This is a genomic window from Paraglaciecola mesophila (genome assembly GCF_009906955.1).
GTDB lineage: Bacteria > Pseudomonadota > Gammaproteobacteria > Enterobacterales > Alteromonadaceae > Paraglaciecola > Paraglaciecola mesophila_A.
Genome location: NZ_CP047656.1, coordinates 3,803,962 through 3,824,943 on the forward strand (window position 1 = coordinate 3,803,962; position 20,982 = coordinate 3,824,943).

Here is a 20,982-nt window from a genome sequence, read left to right on the forward strand (position 1 = left end):
TATTTTGGGCGGGTTTACACATCGTCATGAGTCGAAAAGGAATACTATTGCTTAAATGTGTCTTGGGGTATGTTCTTTTTATTGTAGTAACAATGCCTAGTGCGATTGCTGCAGAGGCTGTTGCGTTTCATTTTTCCAAGCAATATGACGTGTTAACTCAACAGTTGAACTCTCAACCTCAGCAGGTTTTGACTCAATTACTTAGTAGCCCCCCTCCATCTGATATGCCCGTGTCACAAAAAGCGGAATATTACGCCATATTAAGTGATACCTATTACGCATTAACGTATCCACAAAAGGCCATTGAAAGTGCACGCCAAGGACTATCTTTTATCACTCAACAGCATGAACCCTGGTTGTATCACAACCTTAGCTTGATAGAAGCCAGCGCCCTAGAAATGGCAGGAAAACCCTTCGAAGCGTTGCACAAAGTAGACGCAGCTATCGGCTGGGCACAAGAAAATGAGGATGAAAAAACCTATTTGCTTGGCTTATATGTACGTGGTTCGCTGTTTACTTCGCTGAACGAATATAATGCAGCTGCAGAGAGTTATTTAGAAGCCTACAACCAAACAACCTCTTACACAGGTAAAATCTCAAAAGCGAACATTGCCGGCATGCTAGGCGTGATGTACGACAATCGAGGTGATTATGCCTTGGCGATCCCATATTTCGCTGAAGCCGTTGCGCACGCGCGTAAAAATGATGAATCGCTGAATTTGAGCATAGTGTTATATGGTTTGGGTTCAGCCAATTTTCGGGTCGGAAATGTTGAGATAGGTGAAGCGCAGATCCTAGAGTCTGCAGATATTGCCAAATCGCTAGGAGATACCCAAGGCGTAGGGTACGCGCTTAAATTACTCGCTGAAGTAAGTATAAAAAAGCAGGATTATGCCCTTGCAGAGCAACGTTTACATGAAGCGGCTGACATATTTGCCAATAGTGAAAATAAACCGATAGATTTTCAGATTGCGAAAAGTCTATTTGTTGTGGCTTTAGCTCAGCATAATTACCAAAAGGCGTTGAGGTATTCGCGCATTGCTAAAGCCAACTTAGACTCAGACCTGATGCCCACCGAAACCATTGAATTGACTTCTTTAGAAGGGAAACTCGCCGCAGCGCAAGGAGACTACCAAGCAGCCTATGAACACAGCTCTCAAGCCCTAAGCTTGAGTGAAAAATATCACGAAAGCCGCAGTGCTGAGCAAATTCATACCGTGCGAGCTATCTACAAAGTACGCGCGTCTGAACAAGCCAATCAATTATTGGAACATCAAAATCGGCTACAGCGCTTTGCCTTGAGCGCGCAAGAGCAACGAAACATGTATTTGTGGTCATTTATAGCGGTTGTGTTAGTGGTTTGTTGTTTACTCGCTGTGATGGTTTATCGAGTAAAGGCACAAAGTCGTGCGCTAGTTAAGTTAGCTACCACAGATGATCTAACGGGCTTATACAATCGCCGGTATATTATAGAGCAGCTTGAAAGGCAAGTGATTGCAGCCAGCCGATATGGCTATGACTTGTGTGTCGCCATCATCGATTTAGATTTTTTCAAGAAGATAAACGACAGTTATGGCCATGCTGTGGGAGATCAGGTGTTGCTTGAGTTTAGCCGCGTGTGCAGTGACAACTTGCGAAGAACAGATTTACTTGGCCGTATCGGTGGGGAAGAATTTTTAGTGCTTTTACCGCATACAACGTTGCAAGACGGGTATGACGCCCTCGATAGTTTGCGTTGCAAAGTGTCACAACTACGTGATGTGGTGGGAATTCAAGACTTATCGATTAGTGCTTCGGTAGGATTAACCTCCAATACGCCGAATCTTGATGGGATGCAGCTTATGGCCAACGCCGATATCGCCCTGTATCAGGCAAAAACAGGTGGGCGCGACCAGACCATCATCCATCCGACGAGTTCAACGTCCGTTTCATAATTAGGTTTGCCTAGATACTATGGGAAATTCAAATCGAGGATTCATTCTTACCTCAGATCTGCGTGATATCTCAGGTCAAACCTGCTTAGAATTTTGGCTGTCTAGTGCTGAGGGGCCCGTCAAGGTAACAACGACTCCACAACAAAGTGTATTTTTCATTAGTCAGCAGAACACAGCGCAGGCAAAAGACATCCTAGCGAATAGTCAAATTCCCTGTCAGATTAATGCGCTGGCGTTAAAGCGCTTCGATCAGCAACCGGTGAGCGCAGTGTATTTCTCGCGTGCCAAACAAGTTTATGCGGCAAAAGAGCGCTTACGAGTACACGGCATTACCTGCTACGAAGCTGATGTTCGCTTAGCTGAACGTTATCTTATGGAGCGTTTTATCTACGCCAGTGTCGATATTCGCGGGATCAAGCAAAACACGTCAAAATATCCTAGTTATACCCAAAGTCAGCTTAAACCCGGCCAATATACGCCGTCATTTTCCGTACTTTCCGTAGACATTGAGTGCAGTGAGAAGGGGGAGTTGTATTCTATTGGGTTAGCCAGCAGTACATACCAAGCTGTGTTTATGATTGGTGATAATCAGCAGGGCCCCGAATTTATCCAATGGGTGGCCGATGAGAAGACGTTACTTCAATGCTTTATCGCTGCAATACAATACCAAGATCCCGACATTATCATTGGTTGGAACGTGGTTAATTTCGATTTTCGTCTGCTGATTGAGCGCGCTCAATTGTATAACCTAAAGCTGACGTTGGGCCGTGGCGGTGAAGCGGTGTATTGGCGAGATGCACCAAACGAAGTCAATCAAGGTTACATTAGCATGCCTGGGCGGGTGGTAATTGACGGTATTGATGCGCTAAAAACAGCTACTTATCAGTTCGCTAGTTTCAGTTTAGAGTTTGTCGCCCAAGCGCTTTTAGGCAAAGGCAAACTTACCGATGATGTGGATGACCGCCTAGCGAAAATTAAACACGACTTTGTGCATAACAAGGTGAAACTGGCTAAATACAATCTACAAGATTGCCAGCTTGTGCTGGAGATATTTGAGCACACCAAAATGTTGGACTTTCTGACCTTACGTAGTCAATTAACTGGCCTTGAGTTGAATAGAGTGGGCGGGTCAGTGGCAGCGTTTGTTAACCTGTATTTACCTAAGCTGCACAGAGCGGGGTATATTTCCCCTAATCGGCCAGTTGATGGCGGTTTAGCAAGCCCAGGAGGATACGTGATGACCTCAACTCCTGGGTTATATCGCAACGTTTTAGTACTTGATTTTAAAAGTCTTTACCCTTCAATTATTCGCACATTTAAAATTGATCCCCTAGGATTAGTCGAAGGACTACGTGCACCAAATAATGGCATCCAAGGTTTCAAAGGGGCTGTTTTTAGCCGTGAGCAGCATTTTTTGCCAGACATTATAACCTCCTTATGGCAGCAAAGAGATAGGGCTAAACGTGATAAAGATGCGGCTCGCTCGCAGGCTATCAAAATATTGATGAATTCGTTTTATGGGGTACTTGGTTCCGGTGGTTGTCCTTTTTACGATACGCGCTTGGCCAGTTCAATCACCCTGCGTGGCCATGAAATTATGCAAACTACAGCCTCCTGGGTCGAAAGCATGGGCTACAAAGTGATTTACGGCGACACGGATTCTATTTTTGTGTGGTTAGGAGACGAAATGCAAGCCGAGCAAGGCTTTGACGTGGGTCTGCAATTGCAACAATCGATCAACCAGCGCTGGGATGAACACATCGCCGAACAGCACCGTGTGGAGAACTTTTTAGAGATTGAATTTGAAACCCAGTTTAATCGTTTTCTAATGCCAACGATCCGAGGTTCAGAACTAGGAAGTAAAAAGCGTTATGCGGGTTTAAAACGACGCCAAGGTGAGGAAGACGAGTTAGTGTTTAAAGGGTTAGAGTCGGTGCGCTCTGACTGGACGCCTATGGCGAAAACGTTTCAGTTAGCCTTATACCAGAAGGTTTTTGCTGGGCAAGAAGTCAGCGCCTACATTCAGCAGTTTATTGGGCAAATACGCACTGGTGAGCTGGATGAGCATCTGGTGTATCGCAAACGTATTAGGCGTCCGTTAGCGCAATATGTTAAAAATATTCCCCCTCATGTGAAAGCTGCTCGTTTGGCTGACGAGCAAAATGAACAGCTTGGTAAACCCTTGCGTTATCAGCACAAAGGGCAAATTGCTTATGTTATAACCTTAAATGGTGCACAACCTATTGAATATCAAAGCTGCTCGTTAGATTATGAACATTATATCGAAAAACAAATTAAACCCATTGCAGAAAGTATTCTGCCCTTCATCGGGGTGTCATTCACCGACATAACCAGTGCTCAGTTGGGTTTATTTTAGTAAGATATTACGCACTGCTTTTGATAAGCCCCATGGTTTTAAGGAGAGAATTTTGCACGATGTAAATGTAATGATAGTAGACGATGACGATATTACATTGACGTTGTTGGAGCATATTGTAGAAGAGCTAGTGAGCGGTGAAATATTGGTTTTTTCGAGTAGTATCAAAGCCAATGCTTTTTTGTTAAGTGAGGATGCCCAGCGTATCAATTTAGTGATTTGTGATTGGCAAATGCCCAGTATTAGCGGATTGAAAATCTTGGAAACCTTGCGCATTAAAGCCAAAGATTGTCCATTTTTTATGATTACGGCCAATCCGACCAAAGAATTAGTCATTAGTGCTAAGCGCCTTGGTGTGACCGATTTTGTCGCCAAGCCGTTTAGTGCTGACGATTTAACCCAGAAACTTTCCGTGCTTCTTGAGAAAATTAGCCAAACGTAAACCTAGAGACTTTTTTTAATGATTCAGTTTGACAAAATTATTGATAGAACCCCTTCGAATGCCTACAAATGGGAACGTTATAAAGGCCGCGAAATCCTGCCAATGTGGATAGCCGATACAGAGTTTCGCTGTGCAGAGCCGATACTTGATGCGCTAAAAGACAGAGCTGAACATGGTTTGTTGGGCTATACCCTGCCTAGTCACGCCACAGGCGCTATTCAAGCGGTGGTAGATTGGATGGCGAAACAGTATGACTGGCAGATACAGCCTGAGTGGTTGGTATGGACACCCGGCGTCGTGCCAGGGTTTAACATGGCCTGCCAAGCCTTTTGCCAACCTGGGGATAAGGTGATTATACAGACGCCAAATTATCCTCCTATGTTGGCAGCACCAAAATTAAACGGTTTAGCCCGTGCTGATGTACCTACAGTAGAAGTAGATGGCAAGTGGATGCTTGATTTCGATGTGCTAGAACAGCATGCCAAAGATCCAAAATGCACCTTGTTTATTTTATGCAATCCGATGAACCCTGTGGGCAGTGTGTTAGATGAGGTGCAGTTAACGCGTATCGCTGACATATGCGCAGCCAATAACGTGATGTTATGTTCTGATGAAATTCACTGTGATCTTATCCTCGATAAAAACGCAAAGCATATTCCCGCGGGCAAGCTTAGCCGTGCGCAGAATAATTCAGTGACCTTGATGGCCGCCAGTAAAACCTTCAATGTGGCTGGTTTAGGTACCTCTTTTGCGATCATTCCTGATGCCAAAGTACGCCAGCACTTTAATCAAGCTGGGCAAGGTTTGGTGCCTTGGGTAAATGTGATGGGCCTAGCAGCGACCGAAGCGGCGTTTACCCAATGTGATGACTGGTTGGCTGAGCAATTAGACTATTTACGTGCTAATCGCGACTATTTAGTTGAACAAATTAACCAAATTGACGGGTTAAAAGTGATTGCACCACAAGCGACATTTCTGGCATGGATTGACGCGAGTGGCTTAGGCGTAGAAAACCCGCAAACCTACTTTGAAGAAAAGGGGGTTGGCCCTTCGCCGGGTATCGATTTTGGTGACAAACAGTTTGTGCGAATTAACTTTGGTTGCCCACGATCTCAGCTAGAGCAAGCGATTAAGTGTCTTAAGAGTTAATGAATGGCTGGTTAAATTAAATAAGGCGCTAAAACCGTTTGGGTTTAGCGCCTTTTTTTGACCTGTATTTTTAGGCTCTAACCTAGGAAAATCAGGTGCTAGAAGTTAACTCTTGCACCTAGTACGAATGAGCGCCCTGGCAATGGTGCGACATCCTTCAAGAACGAGGAATGTACCCGGGCAACCCGATCTGTCAGGTTGTTTCCTTTTACAAACACAGTGACATCTGAATCAGCAACAGTGGTGTAGTAATTCATCGCTGCAGAAACCAAAGTATATCCGTCTGTTTGCGTTTCATACGAAGCAAACTTATCTTGCTTAGCATAATGCGTAGCGCCTAGCTCTGCATGCCAGTCATCTGTTTCCCAATGAAATTGCATACCTAAACGCATGGCTGGAATACGTGGCACATTACGATTTCCGTCTTCACTGGCCGGTTCGTCTAATTTTGCACGAGTGTAATCGGCAAAGCTTTCGACGCGTAAATTATCACTTAAATGCCAATCAAGCTGGGCTTCGAAACCATATAAAACGGCATCTTGCTGACGGAAGATAAACACAGGTGTTACCTCTTCTTCATGGTCGTGCTCGTCTTCTAATTCCTCTTCCTCGTGCCCATGCAGTTGTTCACTATCAAGGCCGGTGTCTTGTTCATACAAGTAATTAGCAATATCGTTATAAAAGATACTGACATCAGCGGTTATGGTGTCGCCTTGGTAGCGATAGCTTAAATCAAGGTTATTTGACACTTCGTTTTCAACGCTGCGATTTGACTGCACTAATTCGTAACCGTCGTCGTCTAATTCAATATCAAACCCAGCGCCTACTTCAAATGTTCCTGTACTGATATGTAACCCATTTGAGAAAATCTCAGCAGCAGACGGTGCGCGTTCAGAGCGAGCATAATTGAAGGCTAATGAGCTTTTCTCATTTAAGGTGTAAACCACGCCCGCAGAGAAACTGCTGGCATTAAAAGATTCGTCAGCGAAATGAATTTCTTCGTGCTCTTCGTGTTCTTCATCAGCATCGTCGTGCTCATCTTCGCTGAAAAAACTGTTGTCAGGTTGATGTTTTGTATACTCAAAACGGGCGCCGAGTTGCCATAAAAAAGCGCCAGTTTGCTTTTCTTCAAGCACAAAAAGTGCTGTTGACTTAGTTTCCGTGCTGGGGGTGAATGCTTCTTCACCGAGCGCTGAAAAATCAGACGAGGTGAAGTGCACACCTACCACGCCTTCCCAGCCACTAACTGGAGCATGCTTGGCCCACAAGCGCGACTCTTTGGCCTCGTTGCTAAAGGTGGTACCGACTGCGCCGTCTTCGATTTCACTGTGCTCATAATCTGTGTACGCATTAAGCCAGTGTATTTGGGTAAAGGGTCCGTCGATGTTTTGCCAATCAACCCGAGATTGGTAACGATTTTGTTTTAAACGCGCGAATACGCTTTCTTCTTCGTGTTCAACGTCGTGACCTTCTTCATCATGATCCTCCTCGTGCTCATCTTCCTCGTGAGCGTGTTCATGACCGGGAATGCCATATTCGTTATCTAAGCGTGCATAGGAAAATGCTACATTGACATCATCGCCAACCCAGCCAATGCCGACGGTTCCACCACTGGCATCAATGGCGGAGTTTTCTAACTTACCCACACTATCTGAATCTGCGTCACTTGCTTCATCAGGGATCTCGTAATCGTCGCTATCTCGGGTAAAGCCATCAGCATGAAAGGCAAAGTTACCAGTGCCACCATTGATATCACCTGACAGCATCTTCTCATTTGAAACACTGTCGTATGAAGTAGCCACTTCGCCGTTTATGTCATCTTGGCGTTCGCGAGGCAGGCGGTGATCTACCACGTTCACCACACCACCAATAGCACCGCTGCCGTATAAAAGCGTTGCAGGGCCACGAAGTACTTCAATTTGCGTTGCGGTTGATGCTTCTACGGTGGTGATATGATCAGGGCCAACACGTGAGGCGTCTGATGTATCTAAGCCGTTTTGGAGAATTTTAACGCGGGGTCCGTCTAACCCTCGGATTATAGGACTACTTGCAACCGGCCCAAAATAGGTGCTGTTTACACCAGGTACGCCTTTAAGTGTTTCCCCTAAGGTGGCGGCTTGGGAGTTGTCGAGTGCTTCACCACCTAAAATGGTCACTGGAGTCGCAGACTCTAAAACAGAACGGCCGATAGGATTGGCTGTGATAACTAAGGTCTCAATACTCTGTTCATCTTTCTGGATCGGTTTTTCTACAGCGTAAATGCCGGTGCTGATAAGTGCACTGCATAGTGCGGATAGTTTGAACATTGTCATGTGTGACCTTACTGCTTTTATTAATGTTTATGGGTAATGTTATATTATAACACCAAAAAAAGATTTTTTAGTCAATTAATTATTAACTTTCAGGTGATACAAACCCGCCGGTTCAATGAAAGCCATAAAAATACTGTTCTATGAGCCGATTCCCTGGGGGCAAGTACAGTTTATTTCCTAAGTTTGCCGACTCTGTACTCACCTTAGCTCTGCTCACCAAGCTATTAGCCGTTGAGCGCCAGACACGAGTCCATGACTGGCAACCTAACGTGTAATCATTTATCCGTTGTTTTAACTTTATGTAAAACACGCTCTCATAAATGTTTCAAATTATTAGTTAGCTTGCTAAGTAAATTAATGCCCTTATAATTGTTAGCATGCTAAGTAAATTTTTATCTCTCGATAGAAACATCGAGAGATATCTAATGGGAGGTCGAAATGGCTGGTAAAAATAGTGAACCCAGAAAGCTAAACAACCCCGCTATGGGTTGGTTGTTAGGGCGTGTGTTTCGTTTATGGCGCAGCGCTATTTCGCAGTCTGTTAAACCGATGGGCATGACCGAAGCACGTTGGTCGGTAATGATGAAATTGAGAACCTTAGGCGAGGGGGTATCACAGCATACACTCGCAAGTGAGCTTGGAATTGAATTACCTTCTCTAAATCGCACGGTGAATCAGTTGGTTGAGCTTAGCTTGGTTGAGCGACGTGAGCATCCCAGTGACAAGCGCTGCAAGTGTTTATGGTTCACCCCAGCGGGCAACCAGCAATTACAAACACTGGAAATGTTTGTCGGTACTGTGCGTACTGAGTTAACGCGAGGCATTACCGACGAAGAACTCGATAGCATGTTTAACGTATTGAAAAAAATCGAAAGCAACGCCTGTGAGTTGCTAGACAAACCAGCAGAGGGAGGACTTTAATCATGGCACCTGATCAAGTGTTTAAACGCTGGGTACATATTGCCCTTGCTGTGTTTGCTTTATCGTTTGCTTATTTTTTGGCCGCAGACTTATGGATGCCTGTGAGCACTCAGTCTAGGGTGTTGCATCCCGTGGTGAATATTTCTTCTAAGGTCAGCGGACAAGTGCAAACAGTGTATGTAAAAAACAATCAAAGCGTAGAGGCCGAGCAGGTACTTTTTAGTCTAGATAAGCGTCCTTATGAAATAGCGCTCGAGAAGGCCAAGCTAGCTGTTGAAAGTGCATCTCAAACGAACCTGCAATTAGATGCGTCGATTGCGGCAGCGAAAGCGCAAGTACTGGCTGCCAAAGCGGATGTAGATGAGTTGAAATTAGAAGTTGAGCGAGTAGAGAGCTTAATTAAATCAAACACAGTCTCGCGGCAGCTGTATGACCAAACCAAGGCAAATTATCGCGCTGCGCAAGCCCAAGTTGAGGCGGCCCAGGCGGATGTCGTTAAGTATCAAGCCCAACGAGGTAAAGACGGGACAAATAATCTGCTTCTTCGCCAAGCCCAAAACGCGTTGCAAGACGCGCAACTACAATTGGATTACACGGACGTACGTTCTCAAGTAAAAGGCCAAGTGACTAATTTACAGCTTCAGCCGGGTAACTACGCTCAAGCGGGTTCAGCTGTAGCGGCTGTGGTGGTTGAAAAGGGCGATATTGTGGCGGATTTTAGAGAAAAGTCGTTAAGTCATGTGCAAATAAACAATACCGCTTCCATCGTATTCGATGCTCGTCCTGGGAAAGTGTTTAAAGGCAAAGTCGTGGCGATTGATGCGGGCGTCAAAGATGGTCAACTAAACGCTGATGGGTCTCTGGCGAACCCAGAAAATTCAGATCGCTGGGTGCGAGATGCTCAATATATGCGAACGCATATTGTATTAACTGACAATATGGATTTACTTGAAACCTTACCCTCAGGAGCAAGAGCAACCGTTCAACTTCATCCTGTAGGTGGTGTAGCCAGTTGGTTAGGTTCGCTGCAGGCCCATGTGATCAGCATGATTCACTACGTCTACTAGGTTGTAGTTGATGTTAAAACAACAATTAAAGTTGCCCTTTATACGCAAAGGCAGTGTGAGTAGGCCAGCCCATAGAGGCTTAACGGCAAATGAAGTGCGTCAATGCTTGCGCGTTGCTTTTGGCGCGGCGCTTGGCTTTACCATCAGTAAAGTTATGGGCTGGAACTATGGGACGTTTTTTACTGTATACCCCATGCTGTTGTTGGGCTTAGTACCGGTTTTAAACAGTCATATTATTCGTCAATTTCTGGCTAACGCTGCACTGGTGACGACGTTTGTATTCGTGGTGCAAGGAATGTTTGGTGATCAACCGATTCCCATGACGATTGCGGTTATCATGATCTTCGCCTTTATGTTTTCTTGTATGTCGAAAGGGGCGAATTTCTTGTTTGGTGCAGTGGGCATGGTGGGCTTGTCGATGCAATTGCATTTTGCAAGTTACAGTAGTGCTTCGGTCAGTGATCTTGTGATGTCAAATGTGGCTGCAAGCTTGCTGACCATCTTGCTTGCGATGTTAATGCATTTTATTTTCCCCGATGTAGAGGCGCGGGCCAAACCTCCCGTGATAACCAAGCCTGATAGTAATCGCCGTCATGAAGTGATTCTGGCGACCACAGTCGCGACCTTGTCATTTATCGTGTTTCAGGTGTTGGACTTACAAGATTCTTTGTCAGCTCAAGTCTCGTCTGTGCTGATCTTATTTCCGTTAAATTGGTACGGGGCTGGGCGTTCAGCGCTCAATCGAGCCATTGGCACACTGATCGGATGTAATATTGGTTTAGCTTGGCAGTTTATATTACTCGATCACAGCGGGATCTTATGGTTTGTGAGTATCGCGTTGTGGATAAGTGTGATGCTGTTTGCTCGTTACCATATGTTAGAAGGGGGAGGTTCAGGTGCTGGTTTTGGGGCAATGACCACAATGGGGATCTTGTTTGGTCAGTATTTAGCGCCGCAACAAGACTTGGTATACAACGCTCTCTATCGTTTTACATCAGTCACTGTATCTGTGGTCTTAACGCTTATGGCTGTGTACGGTATGCACAGGTTACTGAATAAGTTTGCCAATACGCGCTTTATACTAAATGAGCCAGCAAAGTAACAAATCGGCTAGGGGACGGGATTAAAGAATACGAATAAAAAAATACGAATAAAAAAAGAGACCCGAAGGTCTCTTTTTCGTTTATTAGCACGGGCTAATTAACTGTTAGCTTGTCTAAAGCGTGCAATCAAAGCATTGGTTGAGCCGTCAAAGGACAGAGGCGCATCCGTGTTAACGATTTTATCTAATACTTGATTTCCTAGCTCTTTGCCTAATTCAACACCCCATTGATCGAATGAGTTAACTCCCCAAATTGCGCCTTGTACGAATACTTTATGTTCATACATGGCCACAAGAGAACCCAAGGTTTTTGGATCCATTTTCTCAAACAACAAGGTATTGCTTGGCTTGTTACCCGGCATGGTTTTGTGAGTCGCTAACTTAACGCGCTCGGCTTCCTCTAGCCCTTTACCTTCCAGATCAGCATAGCATTCATCAAAGGTTTTCCCTTGCATCAAGGCTTGGGTTTGGCCGAAGCAGTTCGACGCGAGCATGGAATGATGCGTGTTATCTTGGTTTGGTACATTCAGGGGCAGCATAAAATCAGCAGGGATTAACAAGGTCCCTTGGTGAATAAGCTGGTGGAATGAATGTTGGCCATTTGTGCCTTCGCTACCCCAAATTATAGGGCCTGTAGCATAGTCGACCTGTGTGGTGTCTCCGCTGATATTCTTGCCGTTACTTTCCATATCCAATTGCTGAACATACGCAGGAAAGCCACGTAAATAATGGTAATAAGGCAGAAGAACGTGACTTTGGGCACCAAAGAAATTGATATACCACACACCTAAAAGGGCGGTTAGCATGGGTAGGTTTTGCTCGGCAGGGGCCGTTTGGAAATGTTGATCCATTTCGAAGGCGCCTTCGAGGAGCTGGCGGTAATTGTCGTAACCTAGAGTTAAGGCGATAGGCAAACCGATAGCTGACCAAAGGGAGTAACGCCCGCCAACCCAGTCCCACATAGGGAAAATGTTTTCTTCGGCCATACCAAAATCAGTGGCGGCCTTGATATTGGAAGACACAGCAATGAAATGCTTGGCGATGTCTTGTTGCGTACCGCCGGCTTTTAAAAACCACTCTTTTGCCGTTAAGGTATTTTGCAACGTTTCTTGTGTGCTAAACGACTTAGATGACATCACCACTAAGGTTTCTTCGTGATCAAGGTTGCTAAGTACATCATGAATATGACAACCATCTACGTTGGCCACAAAATGCACTTTAACACCGCCAAACCAATAGGGCTTAAGGGCTTCTGACATGATTTTAGGACCTAAGAACGAACCGCCAATCCCTATGCTTACGATTTGTTTTAGTGCCTTTCCTGTATAACCTTTGCGTTCACCGCTGTGAATACTGGCAACAAAATCTTTAATTTTATCTTGGCAAGCCAATACCTCAGGCATTACGTCTTGACCATTCACATATACAGGCTCACCTGAAAAATTACGCAAGGCGGTATGCAATACGGCGCGCTGTTCTGTGTGATTAATGATATCGCCTTTGAACATGGCGTCACGCTTTTGTGCTACTTGGCTTTCATCTGCCAAAGTAAATAACGCTTTTAACACGTCGTCAGTGATTAGGTTTTTAGAATAATCTAACTCTATCCCGCAGGCCGTTTGTTGGTATTTGCTCGCACGAGAGGTATCGCTAGCGAACCAGTCGCGCATGTGTTGCTGTTTAACATCGTCAGCTAGTGAGGCAAGCGTTTGCCAAGTAGGGGTGTCAGTCAGCGCAGTCATGCAAGACTCCTTAGTCATTGTTTTCAATTTTATAAAGTAAAAAAAAGCGCCTAAACAGACGCTCTTTTAGTAGTGCTTTTATTACAGGTAGCTTTTAAGCAAGGTTTCAAGCTTCACTTGGTCTGCGGCAAAGTTACGAATACCTTCTGACAACTTCTCGGTTGCCATTGGGTCTTGGTTCAGTTCCCAGCGGAATGCTGCCTCATCTAACGGCTTGCCTGGTGCCGATGTAGCGCCAGTGTCTTTCAATTTAACGTCAAGTGGCGCTTCAGTATTTGACAATTCTTCTAACAAGCCAGGGCTGATAGTTAGGCGGTCACAACCTGCAAGCTCGGTGATTTCACCGATATTACGGAAGCTTGCACCCATTACGACTGTTTTGTAGCCGTGCTCTTTGTAATAGTTGTAAATTTTAGTGACGGATTGCACACCAGGATCTTCATTCGCTGCGTACTCAGACTTACCTGTTTTTGCTTTGTACCAGTCAAGAATACGACCAACAAAAGGTGAAATTAGGTAAGCGCCAGCTTCAGCACATGCTTGGGCTTGGGCAAAGCTGAACAATAAGGTTAGGTTACAGTTGATACCTTCTTTCTCAAGATGTTCAGCAGCTTTAATGCCTTCCCAAGTTGAAGCAAGCTTAATCAAGATGCGGCTTTTATCTATACCAGCTTCTTTATATAGCGCGATAAGCTTGTGAGCTTTTTCAATGCTGCCTTGGGTATCGAATGACAAACGTGCATCTACTTCAGTAGAGATACGGCCCGGAACGATATTCACGATATCGGTTCCTATGGTCACCGCTAGTTTATCGCCAGCATCAATGATTTGCTGATCAGCGTCATCTGATTGCTCTTTGGCCCAAGCAACCGCATTTTCAAGATGTGAGCGATATTGCTCCATCTCAGCAGCTTTAAGTAACAAAGAAGGATTCGTTGTTGCATCAACAGGTTGATACTTTTTAATCGCTTCGATGTCGCCAGTATCGGCAACAACTGTGGTGATATCGCGTAATGCTTGTAATTGATTGGACATGCTAACCTCGAATTCATTATGTTGTAAAATTACAACATTTTAATCAACAAATGTATATGTTCTCAAATTTCCTAGGTTTATAGTGGGGCGTGATCACGCCACTATCAATACTGAAAACGAATTAAATCTTTATGACAGTATGCGAATAATAACCAAGATCAGCTGAAAACAAACAGGTAGCATAGAATATAACCCTTAGCCTGTAGACGCGAGCAAAACACCGACAATGACAGCAAAAATAACCCTATTACAAGAAGACATAAATCAACTCGCTGTGGATGCCTTAGTATGCTGCCAATATTCGTCCGTGAGTAAGCTTGCTGAAGCGAGCTTGGTTAACGTTCCGCGTTCGCCAGATGCTGTGTGGCAAGCACAGAATATGTTGCGCTTGGACATTCCTTGGTATGCTGAACCGCATGTTAGTAAAGATGCGCTTATCGCGCGCGCATATCGACAGGTGTTTGAATTTGCTGATGGTGCTGATATCCGCAGTATTGCCTTGAATGTTTTAGGACCAGAGAATTGCAACGAGGTAACGTCTGCCTCGATGGAACATTGTGGGTTGGCAATACGCTGTGTCAGTGAAGCATCAATTAGGTATAACAATCTGCGTAAAATTATTCTGTGCGCTCGGGATGAACAAGAATATCAATATTTGGTAAGCGCATTACAGAGCGTGCAATTGCACTAATACCAACTCTCTCGCAATAAATTAGGCGTTAGCAGTACTTCAAGGCTGTAAGAGAAACCACGCTAATGATAGAATTTTGCAATTAAACTCATCTATTTTAATCGTTTGTTCCCAGCGTGGCGGTTGGTATCATAAGCCCATCTGAATAAGTGTAAGGAATTTTCATGTTACTTGTTGTATCACCAGCTAAAAATCTCGATTTTGAAAAACAAAACATTGCCCCCGCTTCAACGCAACCTGAGCTATTAGAGCACAGTCAGCAGCTAATTGATCGCAGTCGCAAGTTAAGCCCTGCACAAATTGGTTCATTAATGAAAATAAGCGATAAGTTAGCGGGCTTAAACGCTGATCGTTTCGCAGCGTGGCACACACCTTTTACCGATGAGAATGCTAAGCAGGCTGTGTTAGCTTTTAACGGGGATGTATATGGTGGCTTAGACGCAGGCAGTTTTAGTGAAGAAGACTTTTCATATGCACAAAAACATATGCGAATTTTGTCTGGTCTATATGGTTTATTAAAACCGCTAGATTTAATGCAGGCATACCGCTTGGAAATGGGCACCAAGCTTGATACTGAGCGCGGCACCAACTTATATCAGTTCTGGGGCAATATTATTACTGAAAAGCTTAATCAAGCATTGGCCGAACAGGGTGACAACGTATTAGTTAATTTGGCATCTACTGAGTATTTCAGTGCGGTCAAACCTAAAGCCTTAGAAGGCGAGATCATTGAGCCGGTATTTAAAGATTTTAAAAATGGCCAATATAAAATTATTAGCTTTTACGCCAAAAAAGCCCGTGGCTTGATGGCACGCTATATTATTCAGCACAAGGTGAGTGAAGTGGCTCAGCTTAAACAGTTTGACACCGCGGGTTATCGCTTTAGTGAAGAACAAAGCGCGGGGAACAAGTTGGTGTTTTTGCGTGACGAACAATTATAGTGCTGCTTAAAAAGCCCCTAGCAGTATGCACTTAAAGCGTATGGCTGGGGGCTTCAGGTTTCTTGCACCACGTTAAGGAACTATGTTTCACGGCGTAAATTTTCAAATAGCGACGGTTCCCAGGGGCGCATAGCCATCAATATTCCGAAGTGCTGGCGTTTGCTCAACGGCAAACTAGCATCTTCTTGGTTTAGTACCGCAGCCTCTTTCGTTAACTGGTTAAGCTTGCGCTGAATAATATCCACTGAGGTTTGCGAATAGCGCCCCCGCAAATAAAAGCGAAAGGTCCATGGCTCTTCCTTCTTTGGTGCCATAAATTTAACCATCACTTCCTGTTCCATGAAACGCTCGAGAGGCCCGCCGGGTATCCACCTAAAATCTTGTGCAATCAATGATTTGTAATGGTTATTGGGCAATAAATCGATAATTTTAATTCGATCAAGCTTTGCCAATAACTGAACACATTCATGCCTATCAATATCGTAGTGCTCAATGATCTCATCGAACGTCCAGGCGTCGCGTACACAAACGGCCACAAGCAACAATTTAGTGTTGGCGAGTAATTCATTTTCTTGCTCTTCGGTGAGCTGAGTCAGTTGCTGGGTTTGTTTTTGGGCGATGATAAATAAGTCAGATAGACTCATCTGCAAAATCTCACAAATTTGCTCCAAACGGTCTAATGCAAAGCTATTTGTAGAGAAGATACGTTTGATATTTGCTTCACTCATGTCGAGCTTTTCAGCGATGTCTTTATAGGTTATTTGCTGCTGACGCAGTAACTGCTTCAACGTGTTGCTGATTTGGCTAATCTGACTCATAAATCCCTTTAAGTAGCGTATTCATATACTTTTGGTTGCAACTGAGTATACATAAATGGTCATTGTTTACACAGGTAATACTGCTGCTTAATCTGTGTCTCGTCTCTTGGCTACGCTATTAGGCAACGAATGATATCTACTGATAACAATGAGAAAGGAACACCGATGAAACTTATCAATACGCTACTTACCGCGACATTTATACTTAGCACCACTGTTATTGGCGCGGCCAAAGCCAACGCTGCGGGTTCAGTGCAGCACAGCGCTCAAGCGAGTAAGCATTCTGCATTAGCTGTAACTGAAGGCGTCGCTTCAACTGCGAAAGTCGCCAGTGTCGCCGTGGCAGCGCCATTGATCGTTACTGGTGGTATAAGTTTGGTTACAGGCAGCGTTATTGCCCAAGCCGCTGATAGCATCAAAAGTAATCATGGCAGTCACAAGCATGCTGATAAAAATACTGAGGTTGAGCCACTAGTCATAAGTGATACAACTGTTACCGTAGACCCTGCGCCAAATCAGGTGATCATTATTCAAAACAACAACACGCAAGGTTAATAATGATGACTATGTCTTCTAGAACATGGCTGATAGCGTTAGTGCTTACATTCACATTTTCTTTCACTGCGACAGCGGGTAGCCAAGGGAATAAACCGGCAATTCATGAGCCAGAGCAGATCGTTCAATTTGCCAAAAACGTGGAGAAGTACGCGGCCAGCCAAGGTGCACGAGCATTAATTATCGCTAGAGTGGGCCGCCCGCAAGAAGATCTGCCCAAAGGAATACGCTTCACCCATACGGCGGTGGCTTTATATTCAGATATCACCCTAGATGACGGAGTAGTGGTCAAGGGATACGCGATTTATAACCTTTATCAAAAAAGCGGTGACTTGGACAAAAGCCAGTTAGTCACCGATTACCCGGTTGACTTTTTTTGGGGCGCTGACCAGCTAACCGCTGGAGTGATTATTCCCACGCCTGATATGCAAACACGTTTAATCGACATCATTACCACGGGTAAAAATGCCCTGCTGCATAATGAAAACTACTCGGTAATTGCGAACCCCATGAATGGTCAATTACAAAACTGTACCGAGCACACTTTAGACATGCTCAATGCCGCGATTTATCAAACCACGGATGTAGCTAAATTGAAGGCTAATACTCGTGCGTATTTTACGCCTCAGCGCGTGCATACCAGTCGTTTCAAATTGATGTTTGGCTCGATGCTGCAAGATGACGTCAGCACCAAAGATCATACTGGCAAAATTGCGACGACAACCTTTACGTCAATCGCCCAGTACTTAGCGAAATACGATTTGGCCAGCCAAAGCGTTATTTTAGGGGCAGACGGTCAAGTGCTTGAGACCTTGTCTGATTTGAAATTTCAAGCGACGACAACCCATGATAAGAGCTAAAGGTATTAAATAAATATACTTAAAGTGCACGATTACGCAACAAACGACAAGAAGGTTTATTTAAGGTATTCCAAAGGGCATAGTCGCTTCACTCCAGCGAGACGCGGGTTTAATTAATCATTATCAAAGAGGGACAATCAAATGACAATTCAAGCACCTACAAAATCATATACCTTGGCATCGGTAGCTGCGTTACTTATTGGAACCGCTGCTTATGGTATCGGCTTGTTCAATGCTCAGATGGCACTAAACGAAAAAGGCTACTATTTAGTCATTATACTTTACGGTTTGTTCTCAATGGTCTCGTTGCAAAAAACAATCCGCGATAAGGCCGAAGGCATTAAAACCTCAAGCATGTATCAAACCTTATCATGGGCCTCATCTGGTTTTGCTATTGCGTTATTAGCCATCGGCTTATACAACGCTGAATTAGCATTAAGTGAAAAAGGCTTTTATGCCATGGCGTATGTGCTGAGTTTATTCGCCGCGGTGACGGTACAGAAGAACGTACGTGATAAAGACGCACTCGCGGGTAAACAAGAGGAAATGCAGCAAGCAGAATTTGCTACAGAGTAAACGACTAAAAATAGCGCTTAGTCAAAAACCGAGGGAGGTATATGCTTCCCTCGGTTTTTTCGGTATTTAGAGTCAGAGGTCTAACGTTAAGTGACCACAATCACTGCAGGCAACTCACACTTACTCTGATGTTTGCTCGCGGCTTAGCAAGGCTAGAGCGGCTTCTTTCGCCGGTTTCCCTTCATATAACACTTGGTAAATTTGCTCACAAATGGGCATTTCGACATTGTGCCGCGCGGCGAGCTGGTGTACTTCTTTGGTGTTTCGGTAGCCTTCAACCACTTGGCCGATTTCTGTGATGGCATCATCAATGCTTTTGCCAGCGCCTAGTGCCAAACCAAAGCGACGATTACGTGATTGATTGTCCGTGCAAGTTAGCACCAAGTCACCTAATCCTGCCATTCCCATGAAAGTTTCAGGCTGTGCACCCAATGTGCTTCCTAAGCGAGATAGTTCAGCTAAACCACGAGTAATCAGTGCCGTTCTGGCATTTGAACCAAAACCTAAGCCGTCAGCTAAGCCTGCACCAATCGCGATAACATTTTTAACAGCGCCACCGAGTTGCACACCGACAAAATCGTTGTTTTTGTACACTCTAAACGAGCGCGAGCAATGCAGCATGTTGGCAAAATCAGTCGCTAACTGGGTGTCAGTAGACGAAACCGAAATGGCAGTAGGTAGGCCTGCGACCATTTCTTTTGCAAATGTAGGGCCTGAAACGACCGCCAAAGGTATAGCGTCACCGAGTATCTCACGGGCAACATCTTGCAATAGTCTGCCATTTTCAGGGTCAAGCCCTTTGGTGGCCCAAATAATTCTGTGGCTCGGTGAGAGCATTGGTTTGATTTGGCGCAACAAGGCTGAAAAGCCATGACTTGGGGTGACGATAAGTAAATCATTATTCTGGCTGACCGCTTTGTGCAGGTCTGCCTCAATCGCTAAAGGATCAGGAAATGTCGCGCCGGGTAGGTATTTTTCATTGCATCTGGCAGAGGCCATGTCTTGCATTTGCTTTGGGTCTCGCCCCCATAACGTGGTGGCAACGCCATTTCTAGCCAGACAAAAAGCAAGGGCGGTGCCATACGACCCCGCCCCTAACACTGAAACTGTTTGTTTCATTGGTTAAGTACTTACGCGTCTAACTGCGTAGGTGCTTGGTCTTGCGCTTGCTGAGCCGCACGTTTTTGCATGTAAGCTGCAAAAATAGCGTCAAAGTTAACCGGCGCAAGGTTAAGTGGAGGGAAAGTACCACGATTCACTAAATTAGAAATCGTTTCACGAGCATAAGGGAAAAGCGTATTTGGGCAGAAAGAGCCTAACATGTGTGCTTTATTCTGCTCAGGCATTTCGCCTATCGCGAAAATACCCGCTTGCTGTACTTCACACAAAAAGGCTGTTTCTTCACCTAACATTGCCGTTACGGTTACAGCCAAAACGATCTCGTAGACATTTTCTTCAATCAACGCACTACGTGTATCCAAGTCCAATTGAACTTCAGGTTTCCATTCTTTTTGAAATATCGCTGGTGAGTTTGGCGTTTCAAAAGAAATGTCTTTGGTGTAAATGCGTTGAATTGCGAATTGAGGTCCCTGAGCGGCTTGTGCTGCTTCTGCTGGGTTTGCTTGGTTTTCTTCAGCCATTATGCTTCCTTAAATTTTCTGCCTATGCAGAAAGTAATGTGTCTAATTTATTTTGTGATTCTAGCGCGAACAAATCGTCACAACCACCTACGTGTTGTGAACCAATGAAAATTTGCGGCACAGTTGAGCCACCGTTAGCGCGAGTGATCATTTCTGGGCGAAGCTCAGGTTGAACATCCACTTTAAACTCTGTGTACTGCACGCCTTTTTGCTCTAAAAGCGCCTTTGCGCGGTGACAGTAAGGACAATGCCCTTTGGTGTAAATTTCTACTTTACTCATGTTAAATATACCTTTTCGTTTATTTGCTTACAGGAAGACTTGCGCCTTGCCAGGCGTTCATCCCACCTTTAAGAACGGATACCTGCTCAAAACCTTCCTTCAACATTTGATTTGCGGTACGTTTACATGTCATTCCCATTGCACACACAACAATAATGGGTTTGTCTTTTTGTTTTTCAAGGCCAGTAAAATCGCCCTTTGTTACCTGTTCAGCTTTGATTTGTTTCGCGCCTAAAATGTGGCCCTTTTTAAATTCAGCTACCGGACGAATATCTAACACCATGGCATCTTCTTTATTCATTAAAAGTGTTGCTTCATGGGTGCTAAGCTCTTTTAGTTTTGAAAATGAACCGGCCACTGTGGAGTAAAGTAAAGCTACTAACAAAGCGACGAATAAACCCGCTAAAATGTAGTGATTTGTCGCAAATTCAATCACTTGTTCCATAATTATTGCGCCTCATAGATGCAGTCAAGGTAAAAAAATGAGTGCAAAGTATATAGAAATTACTGTCTAAAACCAGAGGCAGAGCGCAGGCTAGC

At 44.6% G+C, this 20,982-nt stretch carries 21 protein-coding genes; 13 read left to right on the top strand and 8 right to left on the bottom strand.

What is annotated here, in order from left to right; all coding sequences use genetic code 11:
• The first annotated feature begins 92 nt into the window (after positions 1 to 92).
• The 4 genes from FX988_RS16270 to FX988_RS16285 are packed head-to-tail and all read left to right on the top strand — an operon-like array spanning position 93 to position 5,902.
• The gene (locus tag FX988_RS16270) at positions 93 to 1,934 is read left to right on the top strand and encodes a GGDEF domain-containing protein (RefSeq protein WP_254700643.1); all 1,842 of its coding nucleotides are present in this window, start codon (positions 93 to 95) and stop codon (positions 1,932 to 1,934) included.
• A 19-nt stretch (positions 1,935 to 1,953) separates the two neighbouring features.
• Complete coding sequence (locus FX988_RS16275; RefSeq protein WP_160181164.1) at positions 1,954 to 4,311, top strand: DNA polymerase II; 2,358 nt, start codon at positions 1,954 to 1,956, stop codon at positions 4,309 to 4,311.
• 52 nt (positions 4,312 to 4,363) lie between these two features.
• Positions 4,364 to 4,753: a response regulator gene (locus FX988_RS16280; RefSeq protein WP_160181165.1), complete on the top strand. Its 390-nt coding sequence runs from the start codon at positions 4,364 to 4,366 to the stop codon at positions 4,751 to 4,753.
• Between the two features lie 18 nt (positions 4,754 to 4,771).
• A complete protein-coding gene (locus FX988_RS16285; RefSeq protein WP_160181166.1) occupies positions 4,772 to 5,902 on the top strand; it encodes a MalY/PatB family protein in 1,131 nt (376 codons plus the stop codon).
• Positions 5,903 to 6,000: 98 nt separating this feature from the next.
• On the opposite strand, the gene FX988_RS16290 is transcribed toward FX988_RS16285, so the two are convergent.
• Entirely contained in the window at positions 6,001 to 8,214 is a 2,214-nt protein-coding gene (locus tag FX988_RS16290; protein WP_160181167.1) for a TonB-dependent receptor, read from the bottom strand.
• Positions 8,215 to 8,354: 140 nt separating this feature from the next.
• Between FX988_RS16290 and FX988_RS21835 the strand changes: the two genes are divergently transcribed.
• The 4 genes from FX988_RS21835 (at position 8,355) to FX988_RS16305 (ending at position 11,304) form a co-directional block, all read left to right on the top strand.
• A complete protein-coding gene (locus FX988_RS21835; protein WP_302849960.1) occupies positions 8,355 to 8,489 on the top strand; it encodes a hypothetical protein in 135 nt (44 codons plus the stop codon).
• 163 nt (positions 8,490 to 8,652) lie between these two features.
• A complete protein-coding gene (locus tag FX988_RS16295; RefSeq protein ID WP_160181168.1) occupies positions 8,653 to 9,135 on the top strand; it encodes a MarR family transcriptional regulator in 483 nt (160 codons plus the stop codon).
• 2 nt (positions 9,136 to 9,137) lie between these two features.
• Entirely contained in the window at positions 9,138 to 10,202 is a 1,065-nt protein-coding gene (locus FX988_RS16300; RefSeq protein ID WP_160181169.1) for an HlyD family secretion protein, read from the top strand.
• 10 nt (positions 10,203 to 10,212) lie between these two features.
• Entirely contained in the window at positions 10,213 to 11,304 is a 1,092-nt protein-coding gene (locus tag FX988_RS16305) for a DUF2955 domain-containing protein (protein ID WP_160181170.1), read from the top strand.
• A gap of 98 nt (positions 11,305 to 11,402) precedes the next feature.
• On the opposite strand, the gene pgi is transcribed toward FX988_RS16305, so the two are convergent.
• Both pgi and tal read right to left on the bottom strand, forming a co-directional pair.
• Entirely contained in the window at positions 11,403 to 13,046 is a 1,644-nt protein-coding gene (gene pgi / locus FX988_RS16310) for a glucose-6-phosphate isomerase (protein WP_160181171.1), read from the bottom strand.
• Between the two features lie 81 nt (positions 13,047 to 13,127).
• Complete coding sequence (gene tal / locus FX988_RS16315) at positions 13,128 to 14,081, bottom strand: transaldolase (RefSeq protein ID WP_160181172.1); 954 nt, start codon at positions 14,079 to 14,081, stop codon at positions 13,128 to 13,130.
• Positions 14,082 to 14,307: 226 nt separating this feature from the next.
• On the opposite strand from tal, the gene FX988_RS16320 reads away from it, so the two are divergent.
• Together FX988_RS16320 and yaaA are read left to right on the top strand one after the other, a co-directional pair.
• Positions 14,308 to 14,772 carry a hypothetical protein gene (locus FX988_RS16320; protein ID WP_160181173.1) on the top strand — a complete coding sequence of 155 codons (465 nt, stop codon included), beginning with the start codon at positions 14,308 to 14,310 and terminating at the stop codon, positions 14,770 to 14,772.
• 164 nt (positions 14,773 to 14,936) lie between these two features.
• Positions 14,937 to 15,713, top strand: a complete 777-nt coding sequence (gene yaaA / locus FX988_RS16325) for a peroxide stress protein YaaA (protein WP_160181174.1) — start codon at positions 14,937 to 14,939, stop codon at positions 15,711 to 15,713.
• 80 nt (positions 15,714 to 15,793) lie between these two features.
• On the opposite strand, the gene FX988_RS16330 is transcribed toward yaaA, so the two are convergent.
• Positions 15,794 to 16,531 carry a helix-turn-helix domain-containing protein gene (locus tag FX988_RS16330; protein WP_160181175.1) on the bottom strand — a complete coding sequence of 246 codons (738 nt, stop codon included), beginning with the start codon at positions 16,529 to 16,531 and terminating at the stop codon, positions 15,794 to 15,796.
• 165 nt (positions 16,532 to 16,696) lie between these two features.
• Here FX988_RS16330 and FX988_RS16335 point away from each other — a divergent pair, with 165 nt between their 5' ends.
• The 3 genes from FX988_RS16335 to yiaA all read left to right on the top strand — a co-directional run bounded on the left by FX988_RS16335 (position 16,697) and on the right by yiaA (position 18,522).
• A complete protein-coding gene (locus FX988_RS16335) occupies positions 16,697 to 17,086 on the top strand; it encodes a hypothetical protein (protein WP_160181176.1) in 390 nt (129 codons plus the stop codon).
• A gap of 2 nt (positions 17,087 to 17,088) precedes the next feature.
• The gene (locus FX988_RS16340) at positions 17,089 to 17,946 is read left to right on the top strand and encodes a DUF2145 domain-containing protein (protein WP_160181177.1); all 858 of its coding nucleotides are present in this window, start codon (positions 17,089 to 17,091) and stop codon (positions 17,944 to 17,946) included.
• Positions 17,947 to 18,087: 141 nt separating this feature from the next.
• A complete protein-coding gene (gene yiaA / locus FX988_RS16345) occupies positions 18,088 to 18,522 on the top strand; it encodes an inner membrane protein YiaA (protein WP_160181178.1) in 435 nt (144 codons plus the stop codon).
• A gap of 120 nt (positions 18,523 to 18,642) precedes the next feature.
• On the opposite strand, the gene gpsA is transcribed toward yiaA, so the two are convergent.
• From gpsA to FX988_RS16365, 4 genes are read right to left on the bottom strand one after another with little or no spacing between them, the layout of a single operon-like run.
• Complete coding sequence (gene gpsA, locus FX988_RS16350) at positions 18,643 to 19,641, bottom strand: NAD(P)H-dependent glycerol-3-phosphate dehydrogenase (RefSeq protein WP_160181179.1); 999 nt, start codon at positions 19,639 to 19,641, stop codon at positions 18,643 to 18,645.
• An 11-nt stretch (positions 19,642 to 19,652) separates the two neighbouring features.
• Positions 19,653 to 20,162, bottom strand: a complete 510-nt coding sequence (gene secB, locus FX988_RS16355; protein WP_160181180.1) for a protein-export chaperone SecB — start codon at positions 20,160 to 20,162, stop codon at positions 19,653 to 19,655.
• 22 nt (positions 20,163 to 20,184) lie between these two features.
• Positions 20,185 to 20,442: a glutaredoxin 3 gene (gene grxC, locus FX988_RS16360; protein WP_160181181.1), complete on the bottom strand. Its 258-nt coding sequence runs from the start codon at positions 20,440 to 20,442 to the stop codon at positions 20,185 to 20,187.
• Between the two features lie 19 nt (positions 20,443 to 20,461).
• Entirely contained in the window at positions 20,462 to 20,887 is a 426-nt protein-coding gene (locus FX988_RS16365) for a rhodanese-like domain-containing protein (RefSeq protein ID WP_160181182.1), read from the bottom strand.
• Between the last annotated feature and the right edge of the window lie 95 nt (positions 20,888 to 20,982).

Bases quoted from the DNA above. Each gene is read 5' to 3' on its own strand.
- FX988_RS16270 (WP_254700643.1), top strand. From the start codon at position 93: ATGCCTAGTGCGATTGCTGCAGAGGCTGTTGCGTTTCATTTTTCCAAG.
- FX988_RS16275 (WP_160181164.1), top strand. From the start codon at position 1,954: ATGGGAAATTCAAATCGAGGATTCATTCTTACCTCAGATCTGCGTGAT.
- FX988_RS16285 (WP_160181166.1), top strand. From the start codon at position 4,772: ATGATTCAGTTTGACAAAATTATTGATAGAACCCCTTCGAATGCCTAC.
- FX988_RS16290 (WP_160181167.1), bottom strand. From the start codon at position 8,214: ATGACAATGTTCAAACTATCCGCACTATGCAGTGCACTTATCAGCACC.
- FX988_RS21835 (WP_302849960.1), top strand. From the start codon at position 8,355: ATGAGCCGATTCCCTGGGGGCAAGTACAGTTTATTTCCTAAGTTTGCC.
- FX988_RS16295 (WP_160181168.1), top strand. From the start codon at position 8,653: ATGGCTGGTAAAAATAGTGAACCCAGAAAGCTAAACAACCCCGCTATG.
- FX988_RS16300 (WP_160181169.1), top strand. From the start codon at position 9,138: ATGGCACCTGATCAAGTGTTTAAACGCTGGGTACATATTGCCCTTGCT.
- FX988_RS16305 (WP_160181170.1), top strand. From the start codon at position 10,213: ATGTTAAAACAACAATTAAAGTTGCCCTTTATACGCAAAGGCAGTGTG.
- pgi (WP_160181171.1), bottom strand. From the start codon at position 13,046: ATGACTGCGCTGACTGACACCCCTACTTGGCAAACGCTTGCCTCACTA.
- tal (WP_160181172.1), bottom strand. From the start codon at position 14,081: ATGTCCAATCAATTACAAGCATTACGCGATATCACCACAGTTGTTGCC.
- FX988_RS16320 (WP_160181173.1), top strand. From the start codon at position 14,308: ATGACAGCAAAAATAACCCTATTACAAGAAGACATAAATCAACTCGCT.
- yaaA (WP_160181174.1), top strand. From the start codon at position 14,937: ATGTTACTTGTTGTATCACCAGCTAAAAATCTCGATTTTGAAAAACAA.
- FX988_RS16330 (WP_160181175.1), bottom strand. From the start codon at position 16,531: ATGAGTCAGATTAGCCAAATCAGCAACACGTTGAAGCAGTTACTGCGT.
- FX988_RS16335 (WP_160181176.1), top strand. From the start codon at position 16,697: ATGAAACTTATCAATACGCTACTTACCGCGACATTTATACTTAGCACC.
- FX988_RS16340 (WP_160181177.1), top strand. From the start codon at position 17,089: ATGATGACTATGTCTTCTAGAACATGGCTGATAGCGTTAGTGCTTACA.
- yiaA (WP_160181178.1), top strand. From the start codon at position 18,088: ATGACAATTCAAGCACCTACAAAATCATATACCTTGGCATCGGTAGCT.
- gpsA (WP_160181179.1), bottom strand. From the start codon at position 19,641: ATGAAACAAACAGTTTCAGTGTTAGGGGCGGGGTCGTATGGCACCGCC.
- secB (WP_160181180.1), bottom strand. From the start codon at position 20,162: ATGGCTGAAGAAAACCAAGCAAACCCAGCAGAAGCAGCACAAGCCGCT.
- grxC (WP_160181181.1), bottom strand. From the start codon at position 20,442: ATGAGTAAAGTAGAAATTTACACCAAAGGGCATTGTCCTTACTGTCAC.
- FX988_RS16365 (WP_160181182.1), bottom strand. From the start codon at position 20,887: ATGGAACAAGTGATTGAATTTGCGACAAATCACTACATTTTAGCGGGT.